This is a genomic window from Streptomyces sp. NPDC058691, assembly GCF_042714775.1.
Classification (GTDB): domain Bacteria; phylum Actinomycetota; class Actinomycetes; order Streptomycetales; family Streptomycetaceae; genus Actinacidiphila.
Window position 1 is genome coordinate 17,189 of sequence record NZ_JBHXSO010000019.1, and the last position, 14,325, is coordinate 31,513.

The following is a 14,325-nucleotide window of genomic DNA, read 5'->3' on the forward strand; positions in this document are numbered from 1 at the left end:
ACAGCCCACAAGGCCGAGAGGTTTACAACAGATGTGAGCGCAGCCTGCTCCGTCCGAGGCGCGCAGGCTCGCAGCGCAACTTGTAGCATACGGGGGCAGCCGGGCACGGTCAATGCACGAAGAGCACACCACGGGCGGAACACCCCGTACCGGGCACAGGCGCATACACGTGCTGCGGCGACACCGCAGCCACACGTCACCACAGAGGGTACGACGACCACCGCGATGATCCAAGCACCGCCCCCCCAGCCAGTCCCCGAAGAAGCCGAGGCCACCCGCCGTGTCGCGGGCGGCACGGAGAGCAGCCGCGCCAACCGCGGATGGTGGGACCGCAACGCCGACGAGTACCAGAGCGACCACGGCGAGTTCCTCGGCGACGCCGAATTCGTCTGGGGACCCGAGGGGCTGAACGAGGAAGACGCCCGACTTCTCGGGCCCGCCGCGGAGCTCGCCGGCAGCGCCGTCCTGGAGATCGGCGCCGGCGCCGCCCAGTGCTCCCGCTGGCTCGCCGCCCAGGGCGCCCGCCCCGTCGCCCTCGACCTCTCCCACCGCCAGCTCCAGCACGCCCGCCGCATCGACGACGAGCGGGCCGAGGCCACAGCCGTACCGGCCTTCCCCCTCGTACAGGCCGACGCGAGCGCCCTGCCCTTCGCCGACGCCGTCTTCGACCACGCCTGCTCCGCCTACGGCGCGCTCCCCTTCGTCGCCGACACCGCCCGCGTCATGCGCGAGGTCCGCCGCGTCCTGCGCCCCGGCGGCCGCTGGGTCTTCTCCGTGACCCACCCCGTCCGCTGGGCCTTCCCCGACGAACCCGGCCCCGAGGGCCTGACCGCCTCCGCCTCGTACTTCGACCGCACCCCCTACGTCGAACAGGACGACAACGGACACGCCGTCTACGTCGAACACCACCGCACCCTCGGCGACCGGGTCCGGGAACTGACCGCCGCCGGCTTCACCCTCACCGACCTCGTGGAACCCGAGTGGCCCGCCTGGAACACCCAGGAATGGGGCGGCTGGTCACCGCTGCGCGGCCGGCACCTCCCCGGCACGGCGATCTTCGTCTGCACCGCTGTATGACCGGCCCCCGGTCGACGCCGCCCGTGCCCCGCCAGGACGCGCTCGCCGCCCTCCCCGTCCGCACCGCCCTGCCCGCGCTGCGCGACGCGCTCGACGGCCACGGCTGCGCCGTCCTCGCCGCGCCGCCCGGCACCGGCAAGACCACCCTCGTGCCGCTCGCCCTCGCCGGACTCACCGGCGACGGCCCCGCCCGCCGCGTGATCGTCGCCGAGCCCCGCCGCATGGCCGCCAAGGCCGCCGCCCGGCGCATGGCCTGGCTGCTCGGCGAAGAGGCCGGGAACCGCGTCGGATTCACCGTCCGCGGCGAACGCAAGGTCTCCCCCGGCACCCTCGTCGAAGTCGTCACCACCGGCGTCCTGCTGCAACGCCTCCAACGCGACCAGGAACTCCCCGGCACCGACACCGTCCTGCTCGACGAATGCCACGAACGGCACCTCGACGCCGACACCGCCATTGCCTTCCTCCTGGACGTCCGCGCCGCCCTCCGCCCCGACCTGCGCATCGTCGCGGCCTCCGCCACCACCGACGCCGCCGCCTGGTCCCGGCTCCTGGACGACGCCCCCGTGATCCGCGCCGAAGGCCGCACCCACCCCGTGGACCTCAGCTACGCGCCACCCCCGCGCGGCGTCCGGCCCCCGCACGGCATGCGCGTCGACCCCGCGCTGCTCGACCACGTCGCCGCCACCGTACGGACCGCGCTGCGCGACCACGACGGCGACATCCTGTGCTTCCTGCCCGGCACCGGCGAGATCGCCCGCGTCGCCGGAATGCTCGGCGGCCTCGACGGCACAGACGTACTCCAGCTCCACGGCCAGGCCGCCGCGGCGGTACAGGAAAGCGTCCTGCACGGCGGCGACGGCACCCGGCGGCGCGTCGTCCTCGCCACCTCCGTCGCCGAATCCAGCCTCACCGTCCCCGGCGTCCGCACCGTCGTCGACTCCGGACTCGCCCGCGAACCCCGCACCGACCACGCCCGCGGCCTCGGCTCCCTCACGACCGTGCGGGCCTCCCACGCCACCGCCGCCCAACGCGCAGGCCGCGCCGGCCGCGAAGCACCCGGCCACGCCTACCGATGCTGGAACGAGGCCGACGACGCCGGCCGCCCCCGCTACCCCTCCCCCGAGATCGCCATCGCCGACCTCGCGCAGTTCGCCCTCCAGGCCGCCGCCTGGGGCGACCCCGACGCCCAAGGCCTCGCCCTCCTCGACCCGCCGCCCGCGGGCGCCCTGGCAGCCGCACGCGACGTCCTGACCGCCATCGGCGCCACCCGCCCCGACGGCCACCCCACCGACCGCGGCACCCGGATGGCCCGCGTCGGCCTCCACCCCCGCCTGGCCCGCGCCCTCCTCGACGGCGCACCCCGCGTCGGCACCCGGCGCGCCGCCGACATCGTCGCCCTCATCGCCGAAGAACCCCCACGCGACTACGGCGACGACCTCTCCGCCGCCTGGCGCGCCGCCCGCCAGGGCCGCGACGCCTACGCCGCCCGCTGGCGCGCCGAAACCCGCCGCCTCACGGCCGCCGCCCCCGACCACCCCGCCGGCGCCCTCACCGACGACGCCGCGGCCGGCCTCGTCACCGCCCTAGCCTTCCCCGAACGCGTCGCCCGCCGCCGCGCCGCCGGCACCTACCTCATGGCCTCCGGCACCGCCGCCGACCTCACCGCAGGCACCCGCCTCGGCACCCCCGACTGGCTCGCCGTCGCCGTCGCCGACCGCCCCGCCGGCGCGCCCTCAGCCCGCGTCCGGCTCGCCACCGTCATCGACGAGGACACCGCCCGCACCGCCGCCGCGCCCCTCCTCGCCGCCCACGACGACGTCTCCTGGACCGACGGCGACATCACCGCCCGCCACACCGTCCGCCTCGGCGCCATCGAACTCAGCACCCGCCCGCTGGCCTCCCCCGACCCCGCGCTCCTGCGCGCCGCCCTCCTCGACGGCCTGCGCCGCGAAGGCCCCGGCCTGCTGGCCTGGTCCCGCGACGCCACGGCCCTCCGGCAGCGCCTCGCCTTCCTCCACCGCGAACTCGGCGCCCCCTGGCCCGACGTCTCCGACGGCGCCCTCCTGGACCGCGCCGACGAATGGCTCGCCCCCGAACTCGCCCGCGCCCGCCGCCGCGCCGACCTCGCCCGTATCAGCGCCGGCGCCGCCCTGCCACGCCTCCTGCCCTGGGCGGGCGGCGAGGCGTCCCGGCTGGACGAACTCGCCCCGGAACGCGTCGAGATCCCCTCCGGCTCCCGCGTCCGCGTCTCCTACGACGGCGACCGGCCCGTGCTCGCCGCCAAGCTCCAGGAACTGTTCGGCTGGACCGCCACCCCGCGCATCGCCGGCGGCCGCGTCCCCCTCGTCGTCCACCTCCTGTCCCCCGCCGGCCGCCCCGCCGCCGTCACCTCCGACCTCGCCTCCTTCTGGCGCGAGGGCTACCGCGCGGTCCGCGCGGAACTGCGCGGCCGGTACCCGAAGCACCCGTGGCCTGAGGACCCGGCGACGGCGGTGCCGACGCGGCACACCAAGGCGCGGCTCAATACTTCGGACCGATGAAGCGGTCCATGAGCGCGACTGATTGCTTGCGTGCGATGGAGATGTTGAACGGGTCTGTGCCCCTTCGGGTGACACTCCACTCGACACCCAGCTTGTCGAGCGTCGCTGTGAGCAGCCCCCGGATGTCGTCGGACTTGTTGGCGAAGAAGTAGCGCGGGTACTCGTAGCGTTTGCGCTCCCCCGCGACGACGCGCGTCGTCCAGTTGGTGATGCGGCAGCCGTCCGAGTGGATGAGTCCCCGGACGAACTCCCACGGGTGTGCGTCCACGATGATCTGCTGCCACGGCTCCAGAATGATGGGGCGCTCGTGCTTCTTCCCCGCGCCGTGCTGCGGGAACATGCACCAGAGGTGCTTCGAATAGACCTTGACGTTCCTGCAACCGGTCCGGCGGACGCGGCATGTCCTGTTCTGCGGGAAGACCGCCTGCATCGCCTTCTCCGCCTCGTCCATCAGGCCGGGCCACGCCTCGGCGCAGGTGATCATGAGGCTCGGCACACGGTGCTGTGAGTACTGGATGACATGGCCGTCGCCGAGGTAGAGGCCGAGCAGATACGCATACGCGGCTTCGTCGAGTCCCGAGCCGTCACAACGGGGACAGGACGGCCGCCCTGGGCACGTTCCGCGTTCGGACCGGTCGAGGTGCACCCAATAGCCCACGGTGCCCTTGGGTACACCGAGGATCCGGGCGATGTCGGCATTCCGTTGGCCCGATCGGCTCAGCGTCACCGCTCGCCGCCTCAATTCGCTCCCATGTGCGACCATGCCGTCACTCTGTGTAGAGAGGTGCGGGTCACGCAGACAAAAGGCGAACGTTCACTCGAACGGGATTCCCATCTGGGTGCCGGGTGCGGGATTCGAACCCGCAAGCCCTCACGGGCAGATGTGTTTGAGACATCCGTGTATGCCATTCCACCAACCCGGCCGGTTGCGGGACACAGCGTACCGTGTGGATGGTGGCCATCGCAGCTAGGTAGGCTCTTGGTGCAGCACCTGCCCTGGAACGAGGAGTCCCGTGACCGCCGCCGAGCCCGAGCCCGTTGACGAGCACACGCACGTACCGCCGCACACCACGCGCGTGGTGATCGCCGAGGACGAGGCTCTGATCAGGCTCGACCTCAAGGAGATGCTCGAAGAGGAGGGCTACTCCGTGGTCGGGGAGGCGGGCGACGGCGAGACGGCCGTGAAGCTCGCCGAGGAGCTCCGTCCGGATCTGGTGATCCTCGATGTGAAGATGCCGGTGCTCGACGGCATCTCCGCGGCCGAGCGGATCGCCAAGAACAAGATCGCACCGGTGCTGATGCTGACCGCGTTCTCGCAGCGGGAGCTGGTGGAGCGGGCCAGGGACGCCGGGGCGATGGCGTACCTGGTGAAGCCGTTCAGCAAGAGTGACGTGGTGCCGGCCATCGAGATGGCGGTGTCGCGGTTCACGGAGCTGCGGGCGCTGGAGGCGGAGGTCGCGGATCTGAGTCTGCGGCTGGAGACCCGGAAGCTGGTGGACCGGGCGAAGAGCGTGCTGCAGACGAAGTACGGGCTGAGTGAGCCGGCGGCGTTCCGGTGGATCCAGAAGACGTCGATGGACCGCCGGATGACGATGCAGGCGGTGGCGCAGGCGGTGCTGGACGAGGTGGACGGGGTCGCCAAGTAGGAGCCGTGCCGGCCGTCAGGCCGAGTGGTCCGGCCAGTCGAGCCGGGGCAGGGGGATGTCCGCTGTGGGCATCCCTTTGTCGTTGGTGACAGCGAGGCGGTCGACGGCGGCACCCTTGGGGATGTCGAACCAGAGGTCGTACTGCGCGCTGTCGTGGGCGCCGATGTCGAGAGTGAGCGGCTGGCGCTTGATCTGCATGGCCTCCCAGTCGGTGGAGTGCCGGGTTCCGTCGGCGAGGACGAGGCGCTGGTCGTCGTTGTCGAGGTGGGCGCTGACGGAGTCGTCGACGGTGACGTCGACTCTGATGCGGCAGAGCCGGCCTTTGGCGGAATGCTCGGCGTGGGTGCCGACTATGACGGCGATTCCGCAACGCAGCGCTATGGCGCGGAATTCGAGGTTCCCCGGATGGACGGCGGGGCCGTCGAGGGCGATCTCCAGCTGACGCAGGGGGTGTTGGGGTGTCGCCCGGGGGGTGTCGGGCCATAGTGCGGCGGCGGCGAGGGCGGTGGCCAGGGAGCCCGCGAGGGCGGCCGTCGCGGCGACGGCCAACAGGTGTCGGGCAAGTGGCGGCGCAGTGACGCCATTTCGGACATTCAACCGCACTTCTCCCCCTGGACTCGTCCGGTTACCGGTAAGGACCGTTCTGTTTCCGGCACATGACCGAGGTCACTGTACGATCACATCTCTCCCATCGGCCTATCTGTGTGCCTGATCAGCGGATTACATTCCCGCCAACCCGCGTGGCTCTCACGCGGTCGCAATGCGGAGGGCTTACGGCCCGCCGACTGTAACCACATTGGGCGGCTCAGGGGGTCCCAGTGCTCAACAAGAAGCTCGTCAAGTTTGCTCTTCCGGTGGCTGTTGGCGCTCTTGCGCTCACCGCGTGCGGTGGCGGCAAGGACGACAGCAGCAACGGCGGCGGCAAGCCGACGTTCTCCATCGGCTTCCAGGGTCCGTTGTCGGGTGACAACAGCGCGCTGGGCATCAACGAGGACAACGGTCTGAAGCTGGCCGTCGAGGAGGCCAACGCCAAGGGCGACCTGCCCTTCACGCTGAAGGTCGCGGACGGCGACGACCAGGGTCTCCCGGACCAGTCGCCCGCTGCGGCGCAGAAGCTCATCGGCGACACCAGTGTCGTCGCCGTGGTCGGCCCCGCGTTCTCGGGCCCGACCAAGGCGGCCGGCGGCCTGTACGCCCAGGCGAAGCTCGCCGCGGTGACGCCGTCGGCGACCAACCCGGACCTGACGAACCAGGGCTTCTCGTCGTTCCTGCGCGGTGCGCCGAACGACAACGAGCAGGGCGCGGGTATGGCCGAGTACCTGTCGAAGAAGGAGAAGGCCAAGAAGGTCTTCGTCATCGACGACAAGAGCGAGTACGGCGTGGGTCTGGCGAAGGTCGCCATCGACAGCCTCAAGGCCGCGGGCGTCACCGTCGAGACGGACTCCGTCCCGGCGAAGACCCCGGACTACACCGCTGCCGCGACCACTGTGGTCAACTCCAAGGCCGACGCGCTGATCTACGCGGGTTACTACGCGGACCTGGCGCCGTTCGCGAAGAAGCTGGCCGACGGCGGCTTCAAGGGCATCGGCATCTCCGGTGACGGCTCCAACGACGCGAAGTTCGTCGAGCTGGCGGGCAAGTCGTCGGAGAACTGGTTCCTGACCTGCCCCTGCACCGACGCGACGAAGAACGCCAACACCAAGGCGTTCACCGACGCGTACACCAAGAAGTTCAACACTCCTCCGGGCACCTACTCGGCCGAGTCGTACGACATCGCGAACCTGATCATCGCCGAGATGAAGAAGCTCGGTAAGGACGTCACTCGCGAGAAGCTGCTCGAGGCTCTCAAGGTCGTGGACTACAAGGGTCTGACCAAGGACTTCGCCTTCGACGACAAGGGCGAGCTCAAGACCAAGAACGTGTACCTGTACCAGGTGACCGGCGGCAAGATCGGTTACCTGGGTGACGTGGCCACCCTCAGCAACGGCTGATCCGGCAGCCGGCACCTGAGGTGGGGGGCGTGGGACGCGGCTCCGGCCGTCGCCCCGCGCCCCCCACTGGTGTGTCGGACGCGATTTCGCCGCCCTTCACCGGCTTCAGCAAGGACTCCCACGCACGATGAATCTCTTCCACAACTTCTGGGATTACTTCATCCCAGGCCTGACGACGGGCTCCATGTACGCCGTCATCGCGATCGGGTACACGCTGGTCTACGGCGTCCTGCAGCTCATCAACTTCGCCCACAGCGAGGTCTTCATGATGGGCGGCTTCGGTTCGCTCGTCGTGCTCTCCCAGCTCGCTCCTCAGGACCCGCACGGCTTCACGTCCGTGGTCTGGGTGATCGTCGGCATGATCGCCGGCGCTCTGGTCGGTGCGCTGACCGCGTTCGGCCTGGAGAAGGCGGCCTACAAGCCGCTGCGCAAGCGCAATGCCCCGAAGCTGGTCTTCTTGATCAGCGCCATCGGTGCGTCGTTCTTCCTGTACAACCTGGCGGGCAAGCTGTGGGGCCGCAACCCCGTGCCGATGCCGGAGCTGTACACCAATGGTGAGGTCTTCAGCGTCTTCGGTACCCCGGTGAAGATCACTCAGTTGATCATCATCGGCTCCGCGGTCGCGATGATGATCGGCCTGGACCTGGTGGTCAACCGCACCAAGATGGGCGCCGGCATCCGCGCCGTCGCGCAGGACGCGGAGACGGCCGGTCTGATGGGTGTCGACATCGACAAGATCATCTCGCGTACCTTCATCATCGGCGGTCTGCTGGGCGGTGCGGCTGGATTCCTCTACGGCTTCGGCATCTCCGGTCAGGTGTGGTTCACGGTGGGCTTCCTGCCGGGCATCAAGGCGTTCGCCGCGGCGGTGCTGGGCGGTATCGGCAACATCCGCGGAGCGATGCTGGGCGGTCTGCTGCTTGGCATCGTCGAGAATCTGAGCTCCCCGGTCTTCGGCACGCAGTGGATCGACGTGACCGCGTTCGTGGTCCTGATCCTGGTGCTGATGTTCCGTCCGACGGGCATCATGGGCGAGCGTCTGGGGAGGTCGGCATGAGCGACGCGACCGCTACCAAGTCCTTCTCGGTGGACGTGGCGAAGCTGCGCCGCCGGGCCTGGTACCAGGAGCCGCGCTGGGCGCGACTGCTCGGCATGCTGGTGCTGGGCTTCATCCTGGCGCTGATGACGGGCGAGGACGGCAATCCGGCGGACAAGCTGTCGGCGTTCACCGGCGCCTTCGAGTCGGTGCGGCTGTGGATCTGCCTGGCCATCATGGCGGGCCTGTGGGCGCTGCTGGAGTTCGGTGCTCCGGTGCGCGACGCGGCCCGTCAGGGGGCGCAGGGGGTCGGCAGGTCGCTGGAGCCGGCGCGGGCGATGTTCCGCGGCAACGGCTGGCTGCGGCTGGGCGGCCTGGTGGTCGTCCTGGCGCTGGCGATCTTCATTCCGGCCGGTACCAGTCTGTTCTGGCAGGAGGTCCTCGTCACCCAGATGGGGATCTTCATGATCATCGCGGTCGGTCTGAACGTGGTGGTCGGCTGGGCCGGTCTGCTGGACCTGGGCTTCATCGCCTTCTACGCGATCGGCGCGTACTCCTGCGCGTTCTGGACCGGTCACATGCCGGTGAAGCCGCCGTTCACGGTGGGCGCGCTGGAGTCGATCCCGTTCGCCATCGTCACGTGCCTGATCGCGGGTGTGCTGCTGGGCGCTCCGACGCTGCGGCTGCGCGGTGACTACCTGGCGATCGTGACGCTCGGCTTCCACGAGATCGTGTACCTGGTCGCGAAGAACTCGGACGGCTTCACCAACGGTTCGCGCGGTGTCATCGGCATCCCGCACCCGTCGATCCACATCGGTCCGATCAACTACGACTGGACGCTGGACCCGCTGCCGTACTGGTACCTGCTGCTGTTCTTCCTGGTGGTGCTGATCTTCCTGTACAACCGCCTGGAGCACTCGCGGATCGGCCGCACCTGGACGGCGATCCGGGAGGACGAGGTGGCCGCGGCGGCGACCGGCATCAACACCGTCCGGTACAAGCTGCTGGCGTTCGCGATCGGCGCGTCGACCTCGGGTCTGGCAGGCGTCGTGTACTCCAGCAAGGTCGGCTTCATCAATCCGGAGAACTTCACCATCGTTCTGTCGGTGCTGGCGCTGGCGTACGTGGTCTTCGGCGGCATGGGCTCGATCGCGGGCGTGCTGTTCGGTGCCGCGCTGCTGGTGTGGCTGCCGAACGCGCTGCGCGACTACGTGCCGGAGCAGGACCGCTTCATCTACCTGGGCGCACTGCTCGTCATCATGATGATCTTCCGTCCGCAGGGCGTGATCCCCTCCCGCCGCCGGCAGCGTGAGCTGCACATGGCGGAGGCGGGCATCGGTGACGCCGACGCCATGAGCGAGCCGACGGGAGGCGTGCAGAAATGAGCACGGTGACGGAAGCGGGCGCGCAGCCCGCGCAGACCGGTGGCACGGTGCTGGAGGCCCGTGGTGTGACGCTGCGGTTCGGCGGTCTCACCAGCCTCTCCGAGGTGAATCTGACGATGCGCCGCGGGGAGATCCTCGCGGTGATCGGCCCGAACGGCGCGGGCAAGACCTCGCTGTTCAACTCCCTGACGGGCGTCTACGTCCCGCAGGAGGGCACGATCGCCTTCCACGAGGAGGGCGGTGCCCAGCGAAAGCTGCTGGGTGCGAAGCCGTACCTGGTGAACCGGTACGGCGTGGCCCGTACGTACCAGAACATCCGGTTGTTCGGCGCGCTGACGGCGCTGGAGAACATCAAGATCGCGGCGGAGTCGCGGCAGAAGTCGGGAGCGATCTCGATCATGCTGGGCATGCCGTGGGCACGGCGGGAAGAGAAGGCCAGCGACCAGCGGGCCCAGGAACTGCTGTCGTACGTGGGTCTGGCGGGCAAGCACAATGAGCTGGCCGCGAGCCTGTCCTACGGCGACCAGCGGCGCCTGGAGATCGCGCGGGCGCTGGCGACCGACCCGAAGGTGCTGCTGCTGGACGAGCCGGCCGCCGGGACGAACCCGACGGAGAAGCTGGAGCTGGAGCAGCTGATCCGCCGGATCAACCAGGAGCTGGGCATCAGCGTGCTGTTGATCGAGCACGACATGAAGCTCGTGATGTCGGTCGCGGACCGCGTCATGGTGCTCAACTTCGGGAAGGTGATCGCCGAGGGGCTGCCCGAGGAGGTGCAGCGCGATCCCGCGGTGATCGAGGCGTACCTGGGGTCGGCCGACGAGGAGGCCGTGGAGGCCGTCGCCGAGCTGGTGGAGACCGCGCACGCGGACGCCACGGACGCGGACGCCGCGCCCGCCGCCCCCGCGGCCCCGGAGGTCCCCGCGCCGCGCGAGTCCGATGAGGAGGGCCGATGACCGAGGCCGCCAACTTCGAGAAGGCGTCGGGCACTTCCGTCGCCGAGACCGCCCCGGCGATGCTGGAGCTGGTCGATCTGCAGGTGTTCTACGGCGCGATCCAGGCGCTCAAGGGCATCAATGTGACGGTCCGCCAGGGCGAGATCGTCGCGTTGCTCGGTGCCAACGGCGCCGGCAAGACCACCACCTTGCGCACGATTTCCGGTCTGCTGCAGCCGCGCCACGGCGAGGTGCGGCTGGGCGGCGAGCGCATCGACGGCGTGCCGTCGCACAAGGTGGTGGAACTCGGCATCGGGCACTCCCCCGAGGGTCGCCGGGTCTTCCCGGTGATGACCGTGCTGGAGAACCTGGAGATGGGCGCGTACCGCTTCAAGGGCGTGCCGAAGGACGACCTGGACCGGGTGCTCACGCTCTTCCCGCGCCTTGCGGAGCGGCGTTCGCAGCTGGCAGGAACGCTGTCCGGCGGAGAGCAGCAGATGCTGGCCATCGGCCGCGCTCTGATGGGCCGGCCGAACCTGCTGCTGCTGGACGAGCCGTCGATGGGTCTGGCGCCGCTGATCGTGCAGCAGATCTTCCAGATCATCAAGGAGATCAACGACCAGGGCACGACCGTCCTGCTGGTGGAGCAGAACGCCGCGCAGGCGCTGCAGCTCGCCGACCGCGGTTACGTCCTGGAGACCGGCGCGGTGGTCATGGAGGACGAGGCGTCGCGACTGCTGTCCGACCCGCGGGTGCGGGCGGCCTACCTGGGCGAGGGCGCCGCGTAGCGGCGGCCGGCCCCTGGTGCACGAGAACCGCCCCCGGAGTGTTCCGGGGGCGGTTCTCGTGTGTCAGGCGGGGGCGTTGTCGATGCCGGCCGGGGTGACGGGGCGCAGGGCGCAGGTCAGGCGGGCGGAGCAGACGCGGCGCTCCTGCTCGTCGCTGATGACGATCTCGTAGGTGGCGGAGGACCGGCCGCGGTGGACGGGGGTGGCGACGCCGGTGACGACACCGGAGCGCAGGCCGCGGTGGTGGGTGCAGTTGAGGTCGACGCCGACGGCGACCTTGCCGGGGCCGCCGTGCAGCATGGCGCCGACGGAGCCGATGGTCTCGGCCAGGACGGCTGAGGCGCCGCCGTGGAGCAGCCCGTAGGGCTGGGTGTTGCCCTCGACGGGCATGGTGCCGACGACGCGCTCCGCGGAGGCCTCGACGATCTCGATGCCCATACGGTTCCCCAGGCTGCCGGCGGAGAAGAGCGCCACCAGGTCGACGCCGAGGTCGGCGTACTGCGCGATGACCTCGGGCGGGAGAAGGCTCGTGGCGGTCTGCTCGGACATGGACGGTGGCTCCGATCGTCGTCGTTCGGTGTACTGGCCCGTTTTCTACCCGACGCTCACTGCGGGGCGCCGGGCGGGGTGGTCGTCGCCTCGAGCCGGATCACGACGGACTTGGAGGCGGGGGTGTTGCTGGTGTCGGCGGTGTGGTCCAGCGGCACCAGGACGTTGGTCTCGGGGTAGTAGGCGGCGGCGCAGCCCCGGGGCGTCGGGTAGTGGACGACGCGGAAGCCCTCGGCACGGCGTTCGCTGCCGTCGGTCCACTCGCCGACGAGGTCGGCGTAGTCGCCGTCCGCGAGGCCGTGGGCGGCCGCGTCCTCGGGGTGGACCAGGACCACGCGGCGGCCGTTCTTGATGCCGCGGTAGCGGTCGTCGAGCCCGTAGATGGTGGTGTTGTACTGGTCGTGCGAGCGCAGCGTCTGCAGGAGCAGCCGGCCCTCGGGGACGTGCGGGTACTCCAGGGCGTCGGCGGAGAAGTTGGCGCGTCCGGTGGCGGTGGGGAAGCTGCGGGAGTCGCGGGGAGCGTTCGGCAGGGTGAAGCCGCCGGGGCGGCGCACCTTGGTGTTGAAATCGTCGAAGCCGGGGATCACGCGGGATATGTGGTCGCGGATGCGGTCGTAGTCGGCTTCGAAGCCCTGCCAGTCGACGCCGCTGTGCGGGAGGACGGCGCGCGCCAGCCGGCTGATGATCGCGGGCTCGGACAGCAGCAGCGGGCTCGCGGGCCTCAGGCCGCCGCGGGAGGCGTGGACCATGCCCATGGAGTCCTCGACGGTGACGAACTGCTCGCCCGCCGCCTGGAGGTCCTTCTCGGTGCGGCCGAGGGTGGGCAGGATCAGGGCGCGGGCACCGGTGACGACGTGGGAGCGGTTGAGCTTGGTGGAGACGTGGACGGTGAGGCGGGCACGGCGCATGGCCGCTTCCGTGACGTCCGTGTCGGGTGAGGCGGCGACGAAGTTGCCGCCCATGGCGAAGAAGACCTTGGCCCGCCCGTCGCGCAGGGCGCGGATGGAGTCGACGGTGTCCAGGCCGTGCTCGCGGGGCGGGGCGAAGCCGAACTCCTTCTCCAGGGCGTCGAGGAAGGCGGGGGCGGGCTTCTCGTAGATGCCCATGGTGCGGTCGCCCTGGACGTTGCTGTGGCCGCGCACGGGGCACACGCCGGCGCCGGGGCGGCCGATGTTGCCGCGCAGGAGGAGGAAGTTGACGACTTCCTTGATGGTGGGCACGGAGTGCTTGTGCTGGGTGAGGCCCATGGCCCAGCAGACGATGACGCTCTTGGCCTCGAGCACCATGGCGAGCAGTGCGTCGATGTCGGACTGCGGCAGGCCGGTGGCGCGGGCGACCTCGGCGGCGTCGGTGGCGCGGGCGGCGGCGGCGAACTCCTCGAAGCCGTGGGTGTGCCCGTCGATGAACGCGTGGTCCAGGACGGTGCCGGGCTCCGTGTCCTTCGCGTCCTCGGCCTCCAGCAGGGCCTTGTTCAGCGCGCGGAAGAGCGCCTGGTCGCCGCCGAGGCGGATCTGCAGGAAGAGGTCGGCCAGCGCGGTGCCGCCGCCGGCCAGCCCCTTGGGGGTCTGCGGGTTCTTGAAGCGCTGCAGTCCGGCCTCGGGCAGCGGGTTGACCGAGACGATGCGGGCGCCGGCGGCCTTCGCCTTCTCCAGTGCGGAGAGCATGCGGGGGTGGTTGGTGCCGGGATTCTGCCCCGCGACGATGATCAGGTCGGCACGGTAGAGGTCCTCCAGCAGGACGCTGCCCTTGCCGATGCCTATGGTGTCCACCAGGGCGGAGCCCGAGGACTCGTGGCACATGTTGGAGCAGTCGGGCAGGTTGTTGGTGCCGAACTCGCGGGCGAAGAGCTGGTAGAGGAAGGCGGCCTCGTTGCTGGTGCGGCCCGAGGTGTAGAAGACGGCCTCGTCGGGGCCGCTCAGCGCGGTCAGCTCGTCCGCGACGATCTCGAAGGCGCGCTCCCAGGGGACGGGCTCGTAGTGGTCGGCGCCCTCGGGCAGGTACATGGGCTGGGTCAGCCGGCCCTGCTGGCCGAGCCAGTAGCCGCTGCGTCCGGACAGGTCGGCGACGGAGTGCCCGGCGAAGAACTCCGGGGTGACCCGGCGCAGGGTGGCCTCCTCCGCGACGGCCTTGGCGCCGTTCTCGCAGAACTCCGCGGTGTGCCGGTGCCCGGGCTCGGGCCAGGCGCAGCCGGGACAGTCGAAGCCGTCCTTCTGGTTGACCTTGAGGAGGGTGAGAGCGGTACGCCTCACGCCCATCTGCTGCTGCGCGATCCGCAGTGAGTGACCGACCGCCGGAAGCCCGGCCGCGGCGTGCTGCGGTGCGCTGACCTCGGGTGCGTCCTGGACGGGGTCGCCTGCGGGTGCTTTGCCTGCCATGGCTCC

12 protein-coding genes and 1 tRNA gene are annotated in these 14,325 nt (G+C 70.5%); 8 read left to right on the plus strand and 5 right to left on the minus strand.

The genetic code is table 11. The annotated features are described in order from the left end of the window. Window positions 1-225 precede the first annotated feature (225 nt). Together ACFWVC_RS15670 and hrpB are read left to right on the plus strand one after the other, a co-directional pair. Window positions 226-1,077 carry a class I SAM-dependent methyltransferase gene (locus ACFWVC_RS15670; protein WP_384284831.1) on the plus strand — a complete coding sequence of 284 codons (852 nt, stop codon included), beginning with the start codon at window positions 226-228 and terminating at the stop codon, window positions 1,075-1,077. Beyond that, window positions 1,074-3,617: an ATP-dependent helicase HrpB gene (hrpB, locus tag ACFWVC_RS15675; protein WP_384284834.1), complete on the plus strand. Its 2,544-nt coding sequence runs from the start codon at window positions 1,074-1,076 to the stop codon at window positions 3,615-3,617. The genes ACFWVC_RS15670 and hrpB overlap by 4 nt, the downstream gene beginning before the upstream one ends. Here the strand turns inward: hrpB and ACFWVC_RS15680 are convergent. Both ACFWVC_RS15680 and ACFWVC_RS15685 read right to left on the minus strand, forming a co-directional pair. After that, window positions 3,598-4,380: a helix-turn-helix domain-containing protein gene (locus ACFWVC_RS15680; RefSeq protein WP_384284837.1), complete on the minus strand. Its 783-nt coding sequence runs from the start codon at window positions 4,378-4,380 to the stop codon at window positions 3,598-3,600. The genes hrpB and ACFWVC_RS15680 overlap by 20 nt on opposite strands. A 77-nt stretch (window positions 4,381-4,457) precedes the next feature. Next, a tRNA-Leu gene (locus ACFWVC_RS15685) sits at window positions 4,458-4,540 on the minus strand. Window positions 4,541-4,630: 90 nt separating this feature from the next. On the opposite strand from ACFWVC_RS15685, the gene ACFWVC_RS15690 reads away from it, so the two are divergent. Beyond that, the gene (locus tag ACFWVC_RS15690; RefSeq protein WP_384284840.1) at window positions 4,631-5,263 is read left to right on the plus strand and encodes an ANTAR domain-containing response regulator; all 633 of its coding nucleotides are present in this window, start codon (window positions 4,631-4,633) and stop codon (window positions 5,261-5,263) included. 15 nt (window positions 5,264-5,278) lie between these two features. On the opposite strand, the gene ACFWVC_RS15695 is transcribed toward ACFWVC_RS15690, so the two are convergent. Then, on the minus strand, window positions 5,279-5,812 hold the full coding sequence (locus ACFWVC_RS15695; protein WP_384284842.1) for a hypothetical protein: 534 nt from the start codon (window positions 5,810-5,812) through the stop codon (window positions 5,279-5,281). A gap of 305 nt (window positions 5,813-6,117) precedes the next feature. Between ACFWVC_RS15695 and ACFWVC_RS15700 the strand changes: the two genes are divergently transcribed. From ACFWVC_RS15700 to ACFWVC_RS15720, 5 genes are all read left to right on the plus strand, one after another. Continuing rightward, the gene (locus ACFWVC_RS15700) at window positions 6,118-7,254 is read left to right on the plus strand and encodes a branched-chain amino acid ABC transporter substrate-binding protein (protein WP_384284844.1); all 1,137 of its coding nucleotides are present in this window, start codon (window positions 6,118-6,120) and stop codon (window positions 7,252-7,254) included. Between the two features lie 127 nt (window positions 7,255-7,381). Continuing rightward, complete coding sequence (locus ACFWVC_RS15705; RefSeq protein ID WP_384284846.1) at window positions 7,382-8,311, plus strand: branched-chain amino acid ABC transporter permease; 930 nt, start codon at window positions 7,382-7,384, stop codon at window positions 8,309-8,311. Then, window positions 8,308-9,675, plus strand: a complete 1,368-nt coding sequence (locus tag ACFWVC_RS15710) for a branched-chain amino acid ABC transporter permease (RefSeq protein ID WP_384284848.1) — start codon at window positions 8,308-8,310, stop codon at window positions 9,673-9,675. Before ACFWVC_RS15705 ends, ACFWVC_RS15710 begins: the two co-directional genes overlap by 4 nt. Continuing rightward, window positions 9,672-10,628, plus strand: coding sequence for an ABC transporter ATP-binding protein (locus ACFWVC_RS15715; RefSeq protein ID WP_384284850.1), 957 nt, complete (start codon window positions 9,672-9,674; stop codon window positions 10,626-10,628). The genes ACFWVC_RS15710 and ACFWVC_RS15715 overlap by 4 nt, the downstream gene beginning before the upstream one ends. After that, entirely contained in the window at window positions 10,625-11,395 is a 771-nt protein-coding gene (locus tag ACFWVC_RS15720) for an ABC transporter ATP-binding protein (RefSeq protein WP_384284852.1), read from the plus strand. The genes ACFWVC_RS15715 and ACFWVC_RS15720 overlap by 4 nt, the downstream gene beginning before the upstream one ends. A 63-nt stretch (window positions 11,396-11,458) precedes the next feature. Here the strand turns inward: ACFWVC_RS15720 and ACFWVC_RS15725 are convergent, their stop codons facing one another. Both ACFWVC_RS15725 and ACFWVC_RS15730 read right to left on the minus strand, forming a co-directional pair. Continuing rightward, complete coding sequence (locus tag ACFWVC_RS15725) at window positions 11,459-11,944, minus strand: PaaI family thioesterase (protein WP_384284854.1); 486 nt, start codon at window positions 11,942-11,944, stop codon at window positions 11,459-11,461. A gap of 56 nt (window positions 11,945-12,000) precedes the next feature. After that, window positions 12,001-14,319 (minus strand): FdhF/YdeP family oxidoreductase, encoded by a 2,319-nt coding sequence (locus ACFWVC_RS15730; RefSeq protein ID WP_384284856.1) that lies wholly within the window; start codon window positions 14,317-14,319, stop codon window positions 12,001-12,003. Window positions 14,320-14,325 lie beyond the last annotated feature (6 nt).

Coding starts and splice junctions, on each gene's coding strand:
- ACFWVC_RS15730 (WP_384284856.1), bottom strand. CDS start 14,319: ATGGCAGGCAAAGCACCCGCAGGCGACCCCGTCCAGGACGCACCCGAG.
- ACFWVC_RS15670 (WP_384284831.1), top strand. CDS start 226: ATGATCCAAGCACCGCCCCCCCAGCCAGTCCCCGAAGAAGCCGAGGCC.
- hrpB (WP_384284834.1), top strand. CDS start 1,074: ATGACCGGCCCCCGGTCGACGCCGCCCGTGCCCCGCCAGGACGCGCTC.
- ACFWVC_RS15710 (WP_384284848.1), top strand. CDS start 8,308: ATGAGCGACGCGACCGCTACCAAGTCCTTCTCGGTGGACGTGGCGAAG.
- ACFWVC_RS15725 (WP_384284854.1), bottom strand. CDS start 11,944: ATGTCCGAGCAGACCGCCACGAGCCTTCTCCCGCCCGAGGTCATCGCG.
- ACFWVC_RS15680 (WP_384284837.1), bottom strand. CDS start 4,380: ATGGTCGCACATGGGAGCGAATTGAGGCGGCGAGCGGTGACGCTGAGC.
- ACFWVC_RS15705 (WP_384284846.1), top strand. CDS start 7,382: ATGAATCTCTTCCACAACTTCTGGGATTACTTCATCCCAGGCCTGACG.
- ACFWVC_RS15715 (WP_384284850.1), top strand. CDS start 9,672: ATGAGCACGGTGACGGAAGCGGGCGCGCAGCCCGCGCAGACCGGTGGC.
- ACFWVC_RS15720 (WP_384284852.1), top strand. CDS start 10,625: ATGACCGAGGCCGCCAACTTCGAGAAGGCGTCGGGCACTTCCGTCGCC.